14 protein-coding genes and 1 pseudogene are annotated in these 19,304 nt (G+C 73.1%); 11 read left to right on the top strand and 4 right to left on the bottom strand.

All coding sequences use genetic code 11. The features are described from left to right. The first annotated feature begins 44 nt into the window (after positions 1-44). The 5 genes from GC157_17200 to GC157_17180 all read left to right on the top strand — a co-directional run bounded on the left by GC157_17200 (position 45) and on the right by GC157_17180 (position 8,019). Positions 45-2,399 carry an EAL domain-containing protein gene (locus GC157_17200; protein MBI1379193.1) on the top strand — a complete coding sequence of 785 codons (2,355 nt, stop codon included), beginning with the start codon at positions 45-47 and terminating at the stop codon, positions 2,397-2,399. A 162-nt stretch (positions 2,400-2,561) separates the two neighbouring features. Next, positions 2,562-4,022 carry an NAD(P)/FAD-dependent oxidoreductase gene (locus GC157_17195; protein MBI1379192.1) on the top strand — a complete coding sequence of 487 codons (1,461 nt, stop codon included), beginning with the start codon at positions 2,562-2,564 and terminating at the stop codon, positions 4,020-4,022. Positions 4,023-4,051: 29 nt separating this feature from the next. Continuing rightward, positions 4,052-4,240: a hypothetical protein gene (locus GC157_17190; GenBank protein ID MBI1379191.1), complete on the top strand. Its 189-nt coding sequence runs from the start codon at positions 4,052-4,054 to the stop codon at positions 4,238-4,240. 95 nt (positions 4,241-4,335) lie between these two features. After that, entirely contained in the window at positions 4,336-7,086 is a 2,751-nt protein-coding gene (locus tag GC157_17185; protein MBI1379190.1) for a glucosidase, read from the top strand. 66 nt (positions 7,087-7,152) lie between these two features. Continuing rightward, positions 7,153-8,019: an NAD-dependent epimerase/dehydratase family protein gene (locus tag GC157_17180; GenBank protein ID MBI1379189.1), complete on the top strand. Its 867-nt coding sequence runs from the start codon at positions 7,153-7,155 to the stop codon at positions 8,017-8,019. On the opposite strand, the gene GC157_17175 is transcribed toward GC157_17180, so the two are convergent. Beyond that, positions 8,001-8,795 (bottom strand): helix-turn-helix domain-containing protein, encoded by a 795-nt coding sequence (locus GC157_17175; GenBank protein ID MBI1379188.1) that lies wholly within the window; start codon positions 8,793-8,795, stop codon positions 8,001-8,003. The two genes, GC157_17180 and GC157_17175, sit on opposite strands and share 19 nt — an antisense overlap. Before the next feature lie 128 nt (positions 8,796-8,923). Between GC157_17175 and GC157_17170 the strand changes: the two genes are divergently transcribed. The 3 genes from GC157_17170 (at position 8,924) to hutH (ending at position 13,429) form a co-directional block, all read left to right on the top strand. Continuing rightward, positions 8,924-10,594: a urocanate hydratase gene (locus GC157_17170; GenBank protein ID MBI1379187.1), complete on the top strand. Its 1,671-nt coding sequence runs from the start codon at positions 8,924-8,926 to the stop codon at positions 10,592-10,594. Positions 10,595-10,598: 4 nt separating this feature from the next. Then, on the top strand, positions 10,599-11,798 hold the full coding sequence (locus GC157_17165) for an imidazolonepropionase (GenBank protein ID MBI1379186.1): 1,200 nt from the start codon (positions 10,599-10,601) through the stop codon (positions 11,796-11,798). 86 nt (positions 11,799-11,884) lie between these two features. After that, entirely contained in the window at positions 11,885-13,429 is a 1,545-nt protein-coding gene (hutH, locus tag GC157_17160; GenBank protein MBI1379185.1) for a histidine ammonia-lyase, read from the top strand. 35 nt (positions 13,430-13,464) lie between these two features. Here hutH and GC157_17155 read toward each other — a convergent pair. Further along, positions 13,465-14,903: pseudogene (locus tag GC157_17155) on the bottom strand (glucose-6-phosphate dehydrogenase). Between the two features lie 135 nt (positions 14,904-15,038). Next, complete coding sequence (locus GC157_17150; protein MBI1379184.1) at positions 15,039-15,821, bottom strand: DUF664 domain-containing protein; 783 nt, start codon at positions 15,819-15,821, stop codon at positions 15,039-15,041. Between GC157_17150 and GC157_17145 the strand changes: the two genes are divergently transcribed. The 3 genes from GC157_17145 to GC157_17135 all read left to right on the top strand — a co-directional run bounded on the left by GC157_17145 (position 15,700) and on the right by GC157_17135 (position 17,837). Continuing rightward, entirely contained in the window at positions 15,700-16,749 is a 1,050-nt protein-coding gene (locus GC157_17145; GenBank protein MBI1379183.1) for an alcohol dehydrogenase catalytic domain-containing protein, read from the top strand. The two genes, GC157_17150 and GC157_17145, sit on opposite strands and share 122 nt — an antisense overlap. Next, a complete protein-coding gene (locus tag GC157_17140) occupies positions 16,746-17,279 on the top strand; it encodes a serine transporter (GenBank protein ID MBI1379182.1) in 534 nt (177 codons plus the stop codon). Before GC157_17145 ends, GC157_17140 begins: the two co-directional genes overlap by 4 nt. Before the next feature lie 189 nt (positions 17,280-17,468). Then, positions 17,469-17,837: a hypothetical protein gene (locus tag GC157_17135; GenBank protein ID MBI1379181.1), complete on the top strand. Its 369-nt coding sequence runs from the start codon at positions 17,469-17,471 to the stop codon at positions 17,835-17,837. 311 nt (positions 17,838-18,148) lie between these two features. Here the strand turns inward: GC157_17135 and GC157_17130 are convergent. Further along, on the bottom strand, positions 18,149-19,304 hold a 1,156-nt coding region (locus GC157_17130; protein ID MBI1379180.1), incomplete at its 5' end, for a DUF222 domain-containing protein.

Genomic DNA, 19,304 nt, shown 5'->3' with positions numbered 1-19,304 from the left:
ATCGCACGAAGGGCTGGAGCCGGTCGAACCTGGAGGAGGCGGCGGTGGCAGCTGCGCGCGTCTCCCGTGCCACCGTGGCCGTCGGGCTCGACCTCGCGATCTTCGCCGCGGGGCTCCTGCTCGCCGTGCCCGCCGTCGTGCTGTGGATCGCCGGCGGGGGCACCCTCGACCCGACCGCGCTGCTGTGCGTGGGCGTCGTGGTCGTGATGTCGCGGTTCCCCCTCGTGATCGCGCACGGCTCCGGCAACGTCGTGATCGGCTTCGACCCCGCGGTGCTGGTCTTCCTCTCCCTCGCGCTGCCCCCGGTGGAGGCCTTCGCGCTCTGGGCGGTGAGCGCGACGATCGCGAACGCGACCCAGCGCAAGTCGTGGCGCTCGCGGATCTTCAACGTCGGCATCACCATCCTCGGCGGCGCCGTGTTCATGGCGATCGTCACGGCGGCGGGCGTGCGGGGCGGCGACCTCGGAGCGCAGCTGGTCGCCGTCATGGTGGCGTGCGCCGTGTACTTCACCGTCGACCTGCTCGTCACCGCCGGCTCGCTCGCCCTGGAGGGCGACGTCTCCCTCGGGAGCCTCCTGCGGTGGAGCTCGGTGTCGCTCGGCCTCGCCACGTTCGTCAGCGTCGACACGCTGGGCTTCCTCGCGTGGCTGCTCGTGGCGCAGTACCCGAGCTGGACGCTGCTCCTGCTGGTCGTCCCCGTCGGCACGATCCTGGTGGCGGTGCGGTCGGTGAGCGAGACCCGGATCGCGCAGCGCCGCCTCGTGGGCCTGCTCGAGGCGGCCACCCAGGCGCCGGACTGGACCGACGACGCGCAGATCGAGGCCTCGCTCGTGGTGCAGGCGGAGCGCACGCTGCGCCGCGGCACTGCGGTCGTGCGCGACGAGCCCGCGGAGGGCACCGAGATCGGTGCGGCCATCGAGGTCGAGGGCCGTCCGACGCGCCACCTCGTGGTCACCCCGCACACCGACGCGCCGCTCGACGAGCGCGACCGAGCGGCGCTCGAGGCGCTCACCGCGGTCGGCGTCTCGGCGTTCAACCGGCGGCGGCTCTCCGACGAGATGACCTACCTCGCCCGCCACGACGCGCTCACCGGGCTCACGAACCGAGCCGTGTTCCTCGACCGGCTGGCGCTGTCGCTCGCGCAACGTGCCCCGCGCGGCCTGGTCGCGGTGCTCTACGTCGACCTCGACGGGTTCAAGGAGGTCAACGACCTCCTCGGCCACGACACAGGTGACGGACTCCTCGTGCAGGTGGCCCAGCGCATCCTCGGCTGCCTGCGCAGCGAGGACGTCGCGGCCCGCCTCGGCGGCGACGAGTTCGGGATCCTGCTCGACGACCTCACCGGCGAGGCGCAGGCCGAGCACGTCGCCCGGCGCATCCTCGACGCGCTGGACCTGGAGTTCTCGGTCGGCGACCGCACCGTCCGGGTGCGCGCCAGCATCGGCATCGCGTTCGCGGGTGCCGAGCCGGTCACCGCCGAGATGCTGGTCAACAACGCCGACACGGCGATGTACGTCGCGAAGTCGCGCGGCAAGTCGCGGGCCGAGCTGTTCCACGCCACCATGCGCGAGGCCGAGCTCGGCCGGCTCCAGCTCGAGGCCGCGGTGCGCACGGCGGTGCTCGAGGACCGCATCACCGTGCAGTACCAGCCCGTGGTGGACCTCGTGACCGGGCACATCGACGGGTTCGAGGCGCTGGCCCGGTGGCACGACCCGGACCTCGGCCAGGTGCCGCCCAACGTGTTCGTCGCGGCGGCCGAGCGCATCGGCCTCATCGGCACGCTGGGATCGCAGATCCTCGAGCAGGCGCACGCGGGCGGCCGCGAGCTGGCCAGAGCAGCAGGGCGCTCGGTGAACCTCGGCGTCAACCTATCCCCGCTCCAGGTCACCGACCCCGACGTCGCCCGGCGCGTGGGGGAGCTGCACCGGCTCGCCCCGGACGTGCGCCTGGTGCTCGAGCTGACGGAGGGCGTCTACCTCGGCGACGACGCCGACACCGTGACGGCGCTGCACCGCCTGCGCGCGGCCGGAGCGCGGCTGGCCATCGACGACTTCGGCGTCGGCTACTCCTCCGTGGGCTACCTGCACCGCCTGCCCGTCGACATCCTCAAGCTCGACAAGCTGTTCGTCTCCGAGCTGCACGACCCGCGCTCGCTGGCTCTGGTGCAGGGCGTCGTGGCGATGGCCCAGGCCATGAACCTCACGGTGGTCACCGAGGGGGTCGAGGAGTGGGCGGGGGCTGCCGCACTGCGCGCCCTGCACTGCGACCTCGCCCAGGGCTACGTCTTCAGCCGCCCGCTCGATCTGCCCGAGGCGCTCGAGCTCGCCCGTGCCGGCAGCGTGGACCTGTCGCCGCTGGGCCGCGAGCGGGTCGCCTCCGTGACGCGCCTCCGGCCCTGAGCCACCCGTCCCACGCCCGGGCGGCCGCCTTCCCGCGCAGCGGGACGCCGCGCCTCGCGGGTCCCGCACGACCCGCCCGCTCGAGTGGACACCTATACCCCTAGGGGTATAAGGCTAGGCTGTGCGACCACGGTGGTCGCCGCCGATCGTCCGGGAGAGACCATGGCTCGTGTCGTCGTCCTCGGGGCCGGGATCTCCGGTCACACCGCCGCGCTGCACCTGCGGCGGATGCTCAAGGCCCCCCACGAGGTCGTGGTGGTGTCGCCCAACTCCCAGTGGAACTGGATCCCCTCCAACATCTGGGTCGGGGTGGGGCGGATGGCGGCCGACCAGGTGACCTTCCCGCTCGCGCCAGTCTACGCGAAGAAGGGGATCGACTTCCGCCAGGCCAAGGCGGTGGCGCTGCACCCCGAGGGCGACGCGTCCACCTCGAAGGGGTTCGTCGACGTCGTCTACACCGACCCGGCCCGGGCGGGGGAGACGCAGAGCATCGAGTACGACTACCTCATCAACGCCACCGGCCCCAAGCTGAACTTCGGCGCCACCCCGGGCCTCGGCCCGGACGGCGGCAACACCGTCTCGGTGTGCACGTACGGCCACGCCACGGAGGCGGCGCGCAAGCTCGAGGAGGTCATCGCGCGGCTCCAGCGCGGCGAGCGCCAGACCCTGGTGATCGGCGTCGGCCACGGCACGTGCACCTGCGAGGGCGCGGCGTTCGAGTACACGTTCAACGTCGAGCACGAGCTGCGCAGCCGCGGCGTGCGCGACCTCGCCGAGGTCATCTACCTCACCAACGAGTACGAGCTCGGCGACTTCGGCGTCGGCGGGCTGTCGTTCAAGCAGAACGGCTTCGTCACCAGCAGCCAGCTGTGGACCGAGTCGCTGTTCAAGGAGCGCGGCGTCAAGTCCATCCTGCGCGCGCACGTGCAGCGCATCGAGGAGGGCCGGCTCTTCTACGAGACGCTCGACGGCACCGAGAGCTCGCTCGACTTCGACTTCGCGATGCTGCTCCCGCCCTTCCGCGGCCAGGACCTCCAGGCCTTCGACAAGGCCGGCGAGGACATCACCGCGACGGTGTTCGCGCCCAACGGCTTCCTGCGCGTGGACGCCGACTACACGCCCAAGAAGTACGACGAGTGGAAGGCCTCGGACTGGCCGAGCACCTACGTCAGCCCCACGTACCCGAACGTGTTCGGCATCGGCATCGCGTTCGCGCCGCCGCACCCGATCTCGCAGCCGCGCACCAGCCCCAACGGCACCGTCATCGCGCCGGCTCCGCCGCGCACCGGCATGCCGTCCGGCCTCATGGGCCGCGCCGTCGCGCAGAGCATCGCGGACATGATCACGAAGGGTGCGTCGACACCGACCCACCACGCCTCGATGGCCCAGATGGGCGCCGCGTGCGTGGCCTCCGCGGGCGCCGGGTTCACCAAGGGCACCGCGGCGTCGATGACGATGTACCCGGTCGTCCCGGACTACGACAAGTTCCCGGAGTACGGCCGCAGCCTCGACGAGACCACCGGCGAGATCGGCCTCGCCGGGCACTGGATGAAGCACCTGCTCCACCACATGTTCATCTACAAGGCCAAGGCCAAGCCCGGCTGGAAGTTCATCCCCGAGTGACCCCCGCCCACCCGCCGAACGAGGACACCATGACCAGCACCCCGGCCGAGAGCCAGCCCGCCCCCGCGCCCGCCGGCCTGACCGACCCGGCCGCCTACACCGCGCCGATGCCGACCGAGCGCACCGTCCACCAGCGCACCAACGTCCCCCTCCAGGCGTGGCGCTTCGGCGCGGTGAGCATCCGGATGCTGCGGATGATCCTGCGCTCGCACGGCTGAGCCCGCCGGCCGGCGACGGGGTCGGCGGTCTCCCCGTCCCGGCTGGCGTCCGGCTGCCGCCTCCCTAGGCTGACCGCTGACACCGGGGAGGCGGGATGGACCTGACCGTCGAGGAGCAGCGGCTGCGCGAGGCGCGCGAAGGGGTGCCCTGGCGGCAGTGGGGCCCCTACCTGAGCGAGCGTCAGTGGGGCACGGTCCGCGAGGACTACAGCGACGACGGCGACGCGTGGTCGTACTTCTCCCACGACGCCGCGCGCTCGCGCGCCTACCGCTGGGGCGAGGACGGCCTCGCCGGCGTGAGCGACGACAAGGGACTGCTGTGCCTGGCGCTGGCACTCTGGAACGGCGCCGACCCCATCCTCAAGGAGCGCCTGTTCGGGCTGACCAACCAGGAGGGCAACCACGGCGAGGACGTGAAGGAGTACTACTTCTACGTCGACAACACGCCGACGCACTCCTGGATGCGCTGGCGCTACCGCTACCCGCAGGCCGCCTACCCCTACGACGACCTCGTGCGCACGAACGCGCAGCGCGGGTTCGACGACAGCGAGTACGAGCTGATCGACACCGGCGTGTTCGACGACGACCGCTACTTCGACGTCGAGGTGGACTACGCCAAGGCCGCCCCGGACGACCTCGTCGCGCGGATCACGGTGCGCAACCGCGGCGCGGACCCGGCACCCATCGACGTCGTGCCGACGCTGTGGTTCCGCAACACCTGGTCGTGGGGCCGCGACGACGCGAAGCCGTCGCTGCGGGCGGTCCCGGGCGGGGTCCACGCCCGCCACGGCACCCTCGGCGACTGGTACCTGCACGTCCCCGAGCAGGCGCAGCTGATGTTCACGGAGAACGAGACCAACAACGAGCGTCTCTTCGGCACGCCCAGCGCCTCGCCCTTCGTCAAGGACGGGATCGGGCGCGCGATCGTGCAGGGCGAGGCAGGCGCCGTCCGTGCGGACTCGGGCACCAAGGCCGGGGCGCGGCTGCACGCCGTCGTCCCCGCGCACGGCGAGGTGTCGTTCACCCTCCGGCTCTCCCGCCGGGCACCGGGCGCGGCCGATCCCGGCCCCGCGCCGGACGACGTCCTCGCGGCGCGGGCGGCCGACGCCGACCAGTTCTACGCCGCGATCACCCCGCCGTCGCTCGACGCCGACACCGCCTCGGTCATGCGTCAGGCGCTCGCCGGGATGCTCTGGACCAAGCAGCACTACTACTTCGACCTCGACGTGTGGCTTCGCGAGCACGGGGGCCACCCGCTGCGCCCACCGACGCGCCCCGGCGTCCGCAACGCGTCGTGGTTCCACATGGTCAACGACGACATCATCTCGATGCCGGACAAGTGGGAGTACCCGTGGTACGCCGCCTGGGACCTCGCGTTCCACACGGTGGCGCTCGCGATGGTCGACCCCGACTTCGCCAAGGACCAGCTCGACCTGATGCTCTCCTCGCCCTACCTGCACCCCACGGGCCAGATCCCTGCGTACGAGTGGAACTTCAGCGACGTCAACCCGCCGGTGCACGCGTGGGCGCTGGCGCTGGTCTACGGCCTCGAGCGGCACATGGCCGACGACGGCACCTCGATGGTCGACGCCGACGACGTCGACTTCCTCGCGGAGGCCTTCGGCAAGCTGCTGCTCAACTTCACCTGGTGGGTCAACCGCAAGGACCCCAGCGGCCGCAACGTGTTCCAGGGCGGCTTCCTCGGCCTCGACAACATCGGCGTGTTCGACCGCAGCCAGGGGGTCCCGTCCGGCGGCACGCTCGAGCAGTCCGACGGCACCGCCTGGATGGCGTTCTTCAGCCAGAACATGCTCGAGCTGGCCATCGCGCTGTCCGAGCACGACGACCGCTACCAGACCTTCATCGTCAAGTTCGTCCACCACTTCTTCCAGATCGCGCTGGCGATGGACCCGCTCGGCGACAACCCGGACGAGATGTGGGACGAGCAGGACGGCTTCTTCTACGACGTCCTCCGGATGCCCGACGGCACCGGGAGGCGCATCGAGGTGCGCTCGCTGGTCGGCCTGCTGCCGCTGTGCGCGACGTCCGTGGTGCCGGCCGAGGTGCTCGACCGGTTCCCCGATGTGCTCGCGCAGATCCGCGACTACCTCGCCCGCAACGGCGACCTGCTCACCGGCGTGGCCGACCCGACCGTGCCCGGGGTCGCCGGACGCCGGCTGCTGGCGCTGGTGAACGAGGACAAGCTGCGCCGGATCCTGGCCTCGATGCTCGACGAGGAGAGGTTCCTCGGCCCCCACGGGATCCGCTCGGTGTCCAAGTGGCACGAGGAGCACCCGTACGTCTTCGAGGTGGACGGCGCCAGCTACACCGTCGCCTACGAGTCGGCGGAGTCGCGCAGCGGGATGTTCGGCGGCAACTCCAACTGGCGCGGCCCGGTGTGGTTCCCCGTCAACGTGCTGCTCGTCCGCGCCCTGCTCCAGTTCTACCTGTACTACGGCGACGACTTCCGGGTCGAGTGCCCCACGGGCTCGGGACGGGAGCTGACGCTGTTCGAGGTGGCCGAGGAGATCAGCGCCCGCCTGGTGTCGACGTTCCGTCGCGACGAGGCGGGGCGGCGTCCGGTCTTCGGGGGAGCCGAGAAGTTCCAGAACGACCCCGTGTGGAACCAGGACATCCTCTTCTACGAGTACTTCGACGGGGACGACGGCGCGGGGATCGGGGCGTCGCACCAGACGGGGTGGACCGGTGTGGTGGCCCGGCTCGCGCAGCTGTTCGCGAGCACGGACCCGCACGCCCTCCTCGAGGGCGCGGCCCGGCCGCTGACCGTGCCGTACCGGCGGCTCATGGACGCGCCGATGCCGCGGTCGCGGACGATCCGGCGCTGACGGACGCCGGGTGCGTACGCCTGGCCGCAGTGACAGGGTGAGGGCTGGTTCCCCAGGAGGTGCACGGTGGCGCGGTACGTGGTGACCGGTGGGTCGGGAAAGCTCGGCCGGGCGGTGGTGGCCGACCTGCTCGAGCACGGGCACGAGGTGCACGTGCTCGACGTCGTGGTGCCTCCTGATGCGCCGGCGCCGACGGCGCGGGTCGACCTGACCGACTACGGGCAGGTCGTCGGCGCGCTCACAGGCCTCGACGACCGCTACGGCTCGGTGGACGGCGTCGTGCACCTCGCCGCCATCCCCGCCCCGGGGCTCGCGCCCAACGCGGCGACGTTCGCCAACAACGTGCTGGGCACGTACCACGTGTTCGAGGCGGCGCGGGTCGCCGGGATCCGGCGCGTGGTGTGGGCGTCGTCGGAGACCGTGCTCGGCCTGCCGTTCGACGAGCCGCCGCCCTACCTGCCGGTCGACGAGGAGTACCGGGTGCGGCCGGAGTCGAGCTACTCGCTCGGCAAGGCCGTGGACGAGGAGCTGGCCCACCACTTCTGCCGCTGGGACCCCACGGCGACGATCATCGGGCTGCGGTTCTCCAACGTCATGGAGCCGCACGACTACCTCGCCTTCCCGTCCTTCGAGCACGACCACCGGGCCCGGCGCTGGAACCTGTGGGGCTACATCGACGCGCGCGACGGGGCGCAGGCCGTGCGGCGCGCGCTCGAGGCGGACCTCGTGGGCTACGAGGTGTTCGTCATCGCCAACGCCGACACGTGCATGAGCACCCCGAGCGAGCGGCTGGCGGCCGAGGTGTTCCCCGGCGTCCCCTTCACCCGTCCGGTCGAGGGCCACGGGACGCTGCTGTCGATCGACAAGGCGCGCCGCATGCTCGGGTACGAGCCGCAGCACTCCTGGCGCGAGACCTACAGCGCCTCGACCTGAGCCGCCCCGGGCGGCCGCCGCCCGGAGATCCGGACCGTCAACGCGTCGGCGGCCGCCACGGCGGCGATGCCGAGGCGCTCGCGCCGGCGGGGCTCGACGTCGTCGGAGAACGTGACGGCCACCGCGGCGATCGGCCGGCCGCCGTGGTCGAACGCGGCCGCAGCCACCGAGGCGTGCCCCGCCGTCACGAAGCCGTCCTCCTCGGCCCAGCCGCGCCGGCGCTCGACCCGGATCAGCTCGCGCAGCTCGCGCAGCGACCGGGGGCCGCGGCCGGTGCGCGAGGTGAACGCCTCGGCGCCGGGGAACAGGGCCCGCACCTGGGCCGCGGGCAGGTGCGCGAGCATGGCCCGGCCGCTCGCGGTGAGGTGCGCGGGCAGGCGCACCCCGACGTCGGTGATGAGCGTGAGCGGCGCCCGGGGCTGCTCCTTGAGCAGGTAGACGGTCTCGTTGCCCTGGAGGATGCCGAGCTGCACGGTCTGCTGCGCCTGCTCCACCAGTCGTGCCAGCAGCGGCCGCGCCAGCCGCTCGAGCGGGTCGTGGCGCAGGTAGGCCGACCCCACCTCGAACGCCGCCACGCCCAGGCCGTAGGCGTGCTCCTCCGGCAGGTGCACCACGAAGTCCGCGGCGACGAGCTCGGCCAGCAGGTGGTACGCCGTGCTGCGCGGGAGGCCGACCTCGCGCGCGATCACCGCGGCGCCCACCGGGCCCGGGCGCGTCGCGAGGAAGGACAGGATGCCCAGGGCCTGCCGGGCGGCGGGGACGTGACCGGCACCCATGCGCGTGCTCCCGTCCCGTCGACTGTCTGGGATCCCAGACACTAGCGACCGGCAGGGCGCGACGGCCACCACCGGCGACCGGTGGAATGTGCTGGTCCCGCCCGCCCGCCCGCACCAGGGGAGCAGCCATGACCGCCACCGTCTCCGGTCCCCGTCCCGTCCGCGCCGCCCGCGGCACCGAGCTCTCCGCCCTCGGGTGGCAGCAGGAGGCGGCGTTGCGGATGCTCCAGAACAACCTCGACCCCGAGGTGGCCGAGCACCCGGACAAGCTCGTGGTGTACGGCGGCACCGGCAAGGCGGCGCGCGACTGGGCCTCGTTCGACGCGCTCCAGCGCACGCTGCGCACGCTCAAGGGCGACGAGACGATGCTCGTGCAGAGCGGCCGTCCGGTCGGCGTCTTCACCACGCACGAGTGGGCGCCGCGCGTGCTCATCGCCAACTCGAACCTGGTGGGCGACTGGGCGACGTGGGAGGAGTTCCGCCGCCTGGAGCACCTCGGGCTCACGATGTACGGCCAGATGACGGCCGGATCGTGGATCTACATCGGGACGCAGGGGATCCTCCAGGGCACCTACGAGACCTTCGCGGCCGTCGCCCAGCAGCACTTCGGCGGCACCCTCGCGGGCACCATCACGCTGACGGCGGGGCTCGGGGGCATGGGCGGGGCCCAGCCCCTCGCGGTCACGATGAACGACGGCGTCGCCATCTGCATCGACTGCGACCCGTCCCGCATCGCCCGTCGCATCGAGCACCGCTACCTCGACGTGGAGGCGACGAGCATCGAGCACGCGCTCGCGCTGGCGGTCGAGGCGCGGGATGCTCGGCGCCGCCTGTCGATCGGGCTCCTGGGCAACGCGGCCGAGGTCGTCCCGGCCCTGCTCGCGATGGACGCGCCGATCGACATCGTCACCGACCAGACCTCGGCGCACGACCCGCTGAGCTACCTGCCGCTCGGCGTGGCGTTCGAGGACATGGCGACGTACGCCGCCAAGGACCCGCAGGAATTCACCGAGCGCGCGCGCGAGTCCATGGCGCGTCACGTCGAGGCGATGGTGGGCTTCCTGGACAAGGGCGCCCAGGTCTTCGACTACGGCAACTCCATCCGCGGCGAGGCGCAGCTCGCCGGCTACGCGCGGGCGTTCGACTTCCCGGGCTTCGTGCCCGCCTACATCCGCCCGCTCTTCTGCGAGGGCAAGGGCCCGTTCCGCTGGGCCGCGCTCTCCGGCGACCCGGCCGACATCGCGAAGACCGACGCCGCGATCCTCGAGATGTTCCCGGACAACGAGAACCTGCAGCGCTGGATCCCCATGGCGCAGGAGCGCGTCCACTACCAGGGCCTGCCGGCCCGCATCTGCTGGCTGGGCTACGGCGAGCGCCACCTCGCCGGGGTGCGGTTCAACGAGATGGTGGCCAGTGGCGAGCTCTCCGCGCCCATCGTGATCGGGCGCGACCACCTCGACTGCGGCTCGGTCGCCTCGCCCTACCGCGAGACCGAGGGCATGGCCGACGGGTCCGACGCGATCGCGGACTGGCCGCTGCTCAACGCGATGGTCAACGTCGCCTCCGGCGCCTCGTGGGTGTCGATCCACCACGGCGGCGGCGTCGGGATCGGCCGCTCGATCCACGCGGGGCAGGTCGCCGTGGCCGACGGCACCGCGCTCGCGGGCGAGAAGCTCCAGCGCGTGCTCACCAACGACCCGGGCATGGGCGTCATCCGTCACGTCGACGCCGGCTACGACCGCGCGTGCGAGGTCGCGGACGACCGAGGAGTACGGATCCCGATGCGAGAGAACGGCTGAGGGCTTGAGGATCGCCCCGGGAGGACGCGCGGGCAGCGTCCTCGTCGACAACATCGGCGAGCTGGTCACCAACGACCCGGAGGCGGGCGAGGGACCCCTTGGGATCCTGCGCGACGCCGCCCTCGTCGTCCACGCCGGCGAGGTGGTCTACGCCGGCCCCCGCGCCGGCGCCTCGGCGTCGGACAACGGCGGTCGCATCGACGCCGCGGGCGCCGCGGTGGTGCCGGGCTTCGTCGACAGCCACGGCCACCTCGCGTTCGCCGGCGACCGCGCCGACGAGTTCGCCGCGCGCATGGCCGGACGGCCCTACACCGCCGGCGGCATCGCCTCGACCGTGGCGGCCACGCGCGCCGCGAGCGACGAGGAGCTGGCCGCCAACGTCGGGCGGCTCGTGCGCGAGGCGGCGCTGAGCGGGACGACGACGTCGGAGTGCAAGTCCGGCTACGGGCTGTCGTCGGTGGACGAGCTGCGGTCGCTCCAGGCGGCCGCGCAGCACGTCGAGGAGCTCACCTTCCTCGGCGCGCACGTCGTGCCGCCGGAGTACGCCGACCGTCCCGACGACTACGTCGCGCTCGTCACGGGCGAGATGCTCGACCTCTGCGCGCCCTATGCCACGTGGATCGACGTGTTCTGCGACCGCGGCGCCTTCGACGGCGACCAGGCCCGGGAGATCCTGCGCGCCGGCATGGCGCGCGGCCTCCAGCCACGGGTGCACGCCAACCAGCTCGGCCCCGGGCCGGGCGTGCAGGTGGCGGTCGAGGTGGGCGCCGCCTCGGCCGACCACGTCACGCACGTGGACGACGCCGACATCGAGGCACTGGCCGGCAGCGGCACGGTGGCCACCCTCCTGCCCGGCGCGGAGTTCTCCACCCGCGCGGCCTACCCCGACGCGCGCCGTCTGCTCGACGCCGGCGTCACGGTGGCGCTCGCCGCGGACTGCAACCCGGGCTCGTCGTACACGACCAACATCCCCTTCTGCATCGCCGTGGCCGTCCGCGACATGCGCATGACGCCGGCGGAGGCGCTCTGGGCGGCCACCGCAGGCGGCGCCCGGGCGCTGCGCCGCACGGACGTCGGCGCGCTGCGACCGGGGATGCGGGGGGACTTCGTGATGCTCGACGCCCCGTCGCACGTCCACCTGGCCTACCGTCCGGGTGTCCCGCTGGTGCGCTCGGTGTTCCGCGCGGGCGCCCGCGTGCGCTGACCCGAGCCGACCGCCCCGATCCCGCCCGAACCGCCGCCGAACCGCCCGCCCGACCCGACCGGCTCCACCGACCGAGGAGTGCCCCGATGTCCGAGTCCGTCGTCCGCCTCGACACCCACGGCGTCACGCTCGACGACGTCGTCGCCGTGGCCCGGGCCGACGCCCGGGTCGAGCTGACCCAGGCCGCGCTCGACGCCATGGTCGTGTCGCGCTCGCGCGTGGAGGAGTACGCCGCGGCCGCGGAGCCCAAGTACGGGATCTCCACCGGGTTCGGCGCGCTGGCCACCCGGCACATCTCCCCGGACCTGCGCGCGCAGCTCCAGCGCTCGCTCATCCGCTCGCACGCGGCCGGCATGGGCGAGCCGGTCGAGCGGGAGGTCGTGCGGGCGCTGATGTTCCTGCGCCTGAAGACGCTCGCCTCGGGCCGCACCGGCATCCGCCCCGTCGTCGCGCAGACCATGGCGGCGCTGCTCAACGCCGGCATCACGCCGGTGGTGCGAGAGTTCGGCTCGCTGGGCTGCAGCGGCGACCTCGCCCCGCTCTCGCACTGCGCGCTCGTCCTGATGGGGGAGGGCCACGCGACCGGACCGGACGGAGTGGAGGCGGAGTCGGCTCCGCTGCTCGCCGCGGCGGGGATCGAGCCCGTCGTGCTCGAGGCCAAGGAGGGCCTCGCGCTCATCAACGGCACCGACGGCATGCTGGGCATGCTGGCCATGGCCATCGCCGACCTCGAGCAGCTGTGCGACGTCGCCGACGTCACCGCGGCGATGAGCGTGGAGGCTCTGCTCGGCACCGACCGCGTGTTCGTCCCGGAGCTGCACGAGCCGTTGCGCCCGCACCCCGGCCAGGCGCGCAGCGCGGCCCGGATGCTCGCCGTGCTCGACGGCTCGGCGATCGTCGCCTCGCACCTCGAGGACGACACCCGCGTGCAGGACGCGTACTCGCTGCGCTGCGCGCCCCAGGTGACGGGCGGCGTGCGCGACACGCTCGCGCACGCGCGGCTCGTGGCCGGCCGCGAGCTGGCCGCCGCGGTGGACAACCCGGTGGTGCTCCCGGACGGCCGGGTGGAGTCCAACGGCAACTTCCACGGTGCCCCGGTGGCCTACGTGCTGGACTTCCTGGCCATCGTGAGCGCGGACCTCGGCTCGATCGCCGAGCGGCGCACGGACCGGCTGCTCGACCGGGCCCGCAGCCACGGCCTGCCGCCGTTCCTCGCGGACGATCCCGGCGTCGACAGCGGGCTGATGATCGCGCAGTACACGCAGGCCGCCCTGGTGTCGGAGAACAAGCGCCTCGCGACGCCGGCCTCGGTGGACTCGATCCCGAGTTCGGCGATGCAGGAGGACCACGTGTCCATGGGCTGGTCGGCCGCCCGCAAGCTGCGCACCTCGCTGGACAACCTGCGTCGCGTGCTGGCCGTCGAGCTGGTCGCGGCGGCGCGCGGCATCGACCTGCGCGCGCCCCTGGAGCCCTCGCCGGTGACCGGGGCGGTGGTGCGAGCGCTGCGCGAGACGGTGCCCGGCCCCGGGCCGGACCGCTACCTCGCCCCCGAGCTCGCCGCCGCCGAGCGGTTCGTGCGCGACGGCGGGGTCGAGCGGGCCGCGGCCGCCGCCGGCATGACCGTGCGCTGACTGACGCGGGCCCGGCCGCGCGAGGGCCGACGCCGTCAGTGGGACTCGCGCCAGACCCGCTCGAACGGCAGCCGCCAGGCGTGCGGCGCCACGAGCTGGTGGATCGCGTTGGGCCCCCACGTGCCGGGGGCGTAGGGCTTGACCGGCGGCGGGTCGGCCAGCAGGTCGGCCGAGCGGGCCCACAGGCTCTCGATGCCCTCCGCCGTGGTGAACAGCGTGTGGTCGCCGCGCATCGCGTCGAGGATCAGCCGCTCGTAGGCCTCGAGGACGTCCTTGGCGCGGTTGGTCTCCTGCGTCGAGAACTGCATCGACAGCTTCTCCAGCCGGAACCCGGGGCCGGGGCGCTTGCCGTAGAACGACAGGGACACCTTGGACGCGTCCGCGAGGTCGAAGGTGAGGTGGTCCGGCCCGGCCGAGCCGACGCCCGAGTTGGCCGGGAACATCGTGCGGGGCGCCTCGCGGAAGGCGATGGAGATGATCCGCTGGCCCTCGGCCATGCGCTTGCCGGTGCGCAGGAAGAACGGCACCCCGGCCCACCGCCAGTTGTCGAGCTCGCAGCGCAGCGCGATGAAGGTCTCGGTGTCCGAGTCGGGCGCGACGCCCGGCTCGTCGAGGTAGCCGGTGTACTGCCCGCGCACCACCGCCAGCGGGTCCACGGGCAGCAGCGATCGGAAGACCTTGTTCTTCTCCTCGCTGATGGCCCGGGGCTCGAGCGCGGTCGGCGGCTCCATGGCGACGAAGGCGAGCACCTGGAACAGGTGGGTCACCACCATGTCCTTGTAGGCGCCGGTCGCCTCGTAGAAGTGCGAGCGTCGGCCGAGGCCGAGGGTCTCCGGGATGTCGATCTGAACGTGGTCGATGAAGTTGCGGTTCCAGATCGGCTCGAACAGGCCGTTGGCGAAGCGGAAGGCCAGGATGTTCTGCGCCGCCTCCTTGCCGAGGAAGTGGTCGATGCGGAAGATCTGGCTCTCGTCGAACGTCTCGTGCAGGTGGTCGTTGAGCACGACGGCGCTGTCGAGGTCGGTGCCGAAGGGCTTCTCCATGATCACGCGCGAGCTCTCGACCAGCTCGGCCTCGCGCAGCGTGCGGATGACGTCGAACGCCGACTTCGGGGGCACGCTCAGGTAGTGCAGGAGGCGCGTGTCCGGCCCCAGCTCGTCCTGCGCCGCGCGCACCGCCGCGCCGAGAGTGACCGGGCCGGCCCCGAGCGGGACGTAGGACAGGTGCGCGGCGAAGGCCTGCCACTGCTCGTCGTCGACGTCGTGGTTGCCGAACTCGGTCACGGCCTGGTGGGCGAACGCACGGAACTCGTCGTCGTCGAACTCCTCGAGCGAGGTGGCCACGATGCGCATCGGCGGGGCCAGGGACGAGACAGCGATGTGGACCAGGCCCGGGAGCAGCTTGCGCCGGGCCAGGTCGCCGGTGGCCCCGAACAGCACGATGACGTGCGGCGGGGTCGTGTCGGACGAGGCACGGGCGGGACGGCTGCCCGGGGCGGGGTAGGAGATGATCTGCGCCTGCTGGTCGTTCATCCGTCGATCATCGACCATGGCGCGGCGCCCGCGGGCGGGTTCGGAGCAGTCGCGTGCGCTCGCCGCGCATGTGCGGCTCAGACGTCGTCGGGCACCTGGTCGTCGCCGGTGACGCCGTCGGTGAGCTCGCGCAGGATGTCCATGTGCCCGGCGTGGCGGGCGGTCTCCTTGACCATGTGCTGCACGACGAAGCGCAGCGTGGTGGTGCCGAAGAACCAGTGCGGCTCGCGCGTGTGCTCGTCGAAGGAGGCGCCGGCGACGGCCTCCTCGGAGCGGCGGCACGAGGCCCGGTAGTCCTCGACGACGTCCTCGAGGGAGAGCGAGGGGTCGACGTGGAAGGTCGCGTCGTCCTCCCACACCTCCAGCGTCTCGCCGCGGAAGCAGTGCCCGAACCACTCGCGCTCCACGATCGCGAGGTGCTGCACGATGCCGAGCAGGGTGACGCCGCTGGGCAGCACGATCGAGGTCGCCTGGGCGCGGGTGAGGCCGGCGACCTTGCCGAGGACGACCCGCCGGTACCACCGCAGCGAGCCGAGCAGCGCCGCGTCGTCGACGTCGTGGACCTGGGGGCTCTCGGTGGTCGAAGTCACGCGCCCGAGTCTGCACCACCCGCGGACCCCCCGGTGCCGGGGGAGGGAACGGCGGCCGACGGGCGGACGTCGTCCTCGTGACGGGCGGGCGGGACGACGGTCGCCCGGGTTACCGTCGAGCCAGCAGCGTCGACGTCGAGGAGCGCGGATGAAGGCGATCACCGTCGTGCCGAGGACCGCGGGCAGCCTCGCGGTGTCCGACGTCCCGGAGCCGCCCGAGAGCGAGGGCGCGATCCTGGTGGAGGCGGTCGCCGTCGGGATCTGCGGCACCGACGTCGAGATCGCGAGCGGCGCCTACGGCTGGTCGCCGCCGGGCCGCGAGCGCCTGGTGCTCGGGCACGAGTCGCTGGGCCGCGTCCTCGAGGCGCCCGAGGGCGCCGGCGTGTCGCCGGGGGACCTCGTCGTCGGCATCGTGCGACGGCCCGACCCCGTGCCCTGCCCCAGCTGCGCGGTGGGGGAGTGGGACATGTGCCTCAACGGCCAGTACACCGAGCGCGGCATCAAGTCGCTCGACGGCTTCATGTCCGAGCGGTGGCGCATCGAGCCCGGCTACGTGACCAGGCTCGACCCGGGGCTCGGGCTGCTCGGCGTCCTGCTCGAGCCGACCACGGTCGTGACCAAGGCGTGGGAGCAGGTGGCCCACATGGAGGGGCGCGCCTTCTGGACGCCGCGCACCGTGCTGGTGACCGGCGCCGGGCCGATCGGCCTGCTCGCCGCGATGCTCGGGGTGCAGCGGGGGCTCGACGTGCACGTGCTGGACCGCATGGACAGCGGCGCCAAGCCGGACCTCGTGCGGGCGCTGGGCGCGACGTACCACACGGGCGGCGCCCTCGACCTCGGCTTCGCGCCCGACGTCGTCGTGGAGTGCACCGGGGTGGGCCAGGTGATCGTGGACGTCATCAAGGCCGTCGGCGCGGGCGGGGTCGTGTGCCTCACCGGCGTCGGGTCGGGCGGGCGCACCACGGGTCTGGAGGCGGCCGACGTCGCGACCGAGCTCGTGCTGCAGAACAACGTCGTCGTCGGGTCGGTCAACGCCAACCGGCGGCACTTCTACCGGGCGGCCGAGGCACTGGCACGGGCCGACCGCGACTGGCTCGGTCGGCTGGTGTCGCGCAGCGTCGCGCCCGAGCACGTGCAGGACGCCTTCCAGCGAGGGCCCGACGACATCAAGGTCGTCGTGCAGTTCTCGGACGCATGAGCGCACCGGAGCCGACGCGGGTGCTGCTGATCGGCATGATGGCGTCGGGCAAGTCCACCGTCGGCCGCGCGCTCGCCGCGCGCACCGGCTGGCCGTACGTCGACAACGACGACATCGTCGCGCACCTCGCCGGGCAGGCGACGCCCGACGTCGCCGCGACCCGGGGCGCCGACGGGCTGCACATGCTCGAGGGCCTCGTCGTCGAGGAGATCCTGGCGATGCCCGCGCCCCTCGTGGCCGGCATCCCGGGCAGCACGATCACCACGCAGCCGATGCGCGACCACCTGCGCCAGGGCGGGTGGGTGGTCTGGCTGCGCGCGCGCCTCGAGACGCTCGCGGCCCGGGTGGGCGACGGGCACGACCGGCCGTTCTTCGCCGGGCACGACGTGCTCGAGACCCTGCGCCGTCTCAACGAGGGCCGTGAGCCGCTCTACGAGGCCACCGCGCACCAGGTGGTGGACGTCGACGACCGCGACCCGCAGGACATCGCCGCCGAGATCGCGGCTGCGCTGCCGGTCCACGACGGCTGACCGGCGATCGCGCGCCTGCCGCCGCGTGACCGAGCGGCGGAGGCCCGGGCGCCCGGGTGGTCACGCTGCGTGCGGTGAGCGGGAGCGTCGTCACGCTGTGCGCATCATCGCCCGATCGGTGTGGCCCGGATGGAGTATCTCTGCCCCGTGAGGGTGTTCCGCGCGTGACGACCGTCCTACGGTGCGTCCGTGGATGTCTCGGGGGGACTCGCGCAGCCGACGGGGCACGTGCTGCCCGACGGCACGCGGATCTGGCTGCACGACGGCCGGCTCTTCCACCGTGTGGACGGGCCGGCCGTCGTGCATCCGGACGGCACCACGGAGTGGTGGTACCTCGGCTGGCTGCACCGCGCCGACGGCCCGGCGATCGAAGGACCGGACGGGCGCGCCGAGTGGTGGCGGCACGGACGGCCCCTGCACCCCGACGGGCGCCCCCTCGACCGGGACCAGATCCACGTGCACGACTACAGCTGCCTGGGTCCATGGGGTGCGGACGACGCCGGCAGCAGCATCGACCTGCGCGAGAGGCGCCTCGTCCGTAGCCCCGCCCGCCACTGACGCCGTCGCCACTCCCGCGCGGCCACGTCGCCCAGGCCTGACGACGCCACACCGCCAGCAGGCCGTCGCACGGCACAACGCGTGGATCGGTCGCAGCCGTGCTCCGGCAGCTGCGTGCGGAGAGCCGACGGCCCGCCGCTCGGCCCGGCGCCGGGCGTGTCGGCACGACGGACCGGCGCTCGCGCCCGGAGCGGGGCGACGTAGAGCTCTTCCTCGGACGCTCGGAACGTGGAGGCGCCGTGGGGGGAAGGCGCGCACGCGTGACGCCCCGGGAATGAGGACGGCGTGCGTCGCTGCCGCGCGGCTGGGGGTCAGAACGGCGGGCGTTCCGCGGGATCCGCTGCCTCGTGACCGTCGTCAGGGTCGGCGGCGGTGTGCCCGTCCGACGCAGCGCAGGGTGGTGCCGCACCCGCTGGGGCAGCGGGTGGTCCACTCGGTGGCACTGGTCGCTCCGGTGGTTCGAGCACCGGCTGGGCCGGGATGCGGATGCGTTGCCGCCATCGGGTGACCCAGGTGCCCGACCCGTCGGCCGCGCTGTCCTCGATGGTGGCGTGCCCGGCGGTCTTCACCTGGTGGCAGCGCGAGCACAGCCCGCCGCAGTTCGCGGTGTCGCTCGCGCCCTCGGGGAACGGGAGCGCGTGGTCCATCTCCTGGGCGCGGCGGGTGCACCCGGGTCGGCGGCAGATGGGGTCGCGGTGCAGGACGTGCTCCCGCAGGGCGGCGGGCAGGTACTGGCGGGTGCCGTAGTCGAGCAGGTGCCCGTCGACCGGGTCCACGACCAGCCGTCGCCAGGACTCCGCGACACCGGCGACCTCCCGCGCGATCGGCGCAGGGATCGGAGTCCCGTTCAGCAGTGCCAGGCCGTCGCGCTCGCCGCGCAGGGTGCCGAGGTCCATCACGACGTGCAGCTCGGTCTGGGTGCGCGACGCGTCGTAGACGAGGGCGCCCTCCTCGTTGCGGGTCCCGAGCACGAGAGCGGCCAGCGCGTCCGCGCGGCAGGCACCCGCGGCGGCGTCCTCGTTCCCCGCGCGCAGCGCGTCGGCGCCGCCGCGCTGCGCGCGCAGCGCCTTGCCCGCGGCATCGATGGCGTCGAACACCGCGTCGATCACCGGCGCCTGATGCGTGACGCCGAGGAACGCCATCCCGTCGCCGATCGGCTGGCGGTACACGTCCCGGGTCGCGACGGCCTTGTGCGCGCGGACGGTCGCGTCGGGGTCGTGGCGGGAGATGAGCTTGTCGAGGTGCTTCCGCAGTTCGGAGGCGGTGAGGGTCCGGGCCTTCTCCAACGCCGCCGCCTCGATCGTCGCGAGGACCTCGGGGTCGGTGAGGAACCGGGTCTGGTCGACGAGGACGGCGCAGTGGCGCTCGGTGATCTCACCCGCAGCCAGCGCGGCACCGAACGCGGGGAAGAGCTCCTTCAGGGCCCGGGCACGGTCGATCTCCTTCGACGCGCCGTAGACGCTGTTG

This window comes from Frankiales bacterium, assembly GCA_016125335.1.
Classification (GTDB): domain Bacteria; phylum Actinomycetota; class Actinomycetes; order S36-B12; family CAIYMF01; genus Longivirga.
This window is presented reverse-complemented; position numbering and strand designations above follow the sequence as displayed.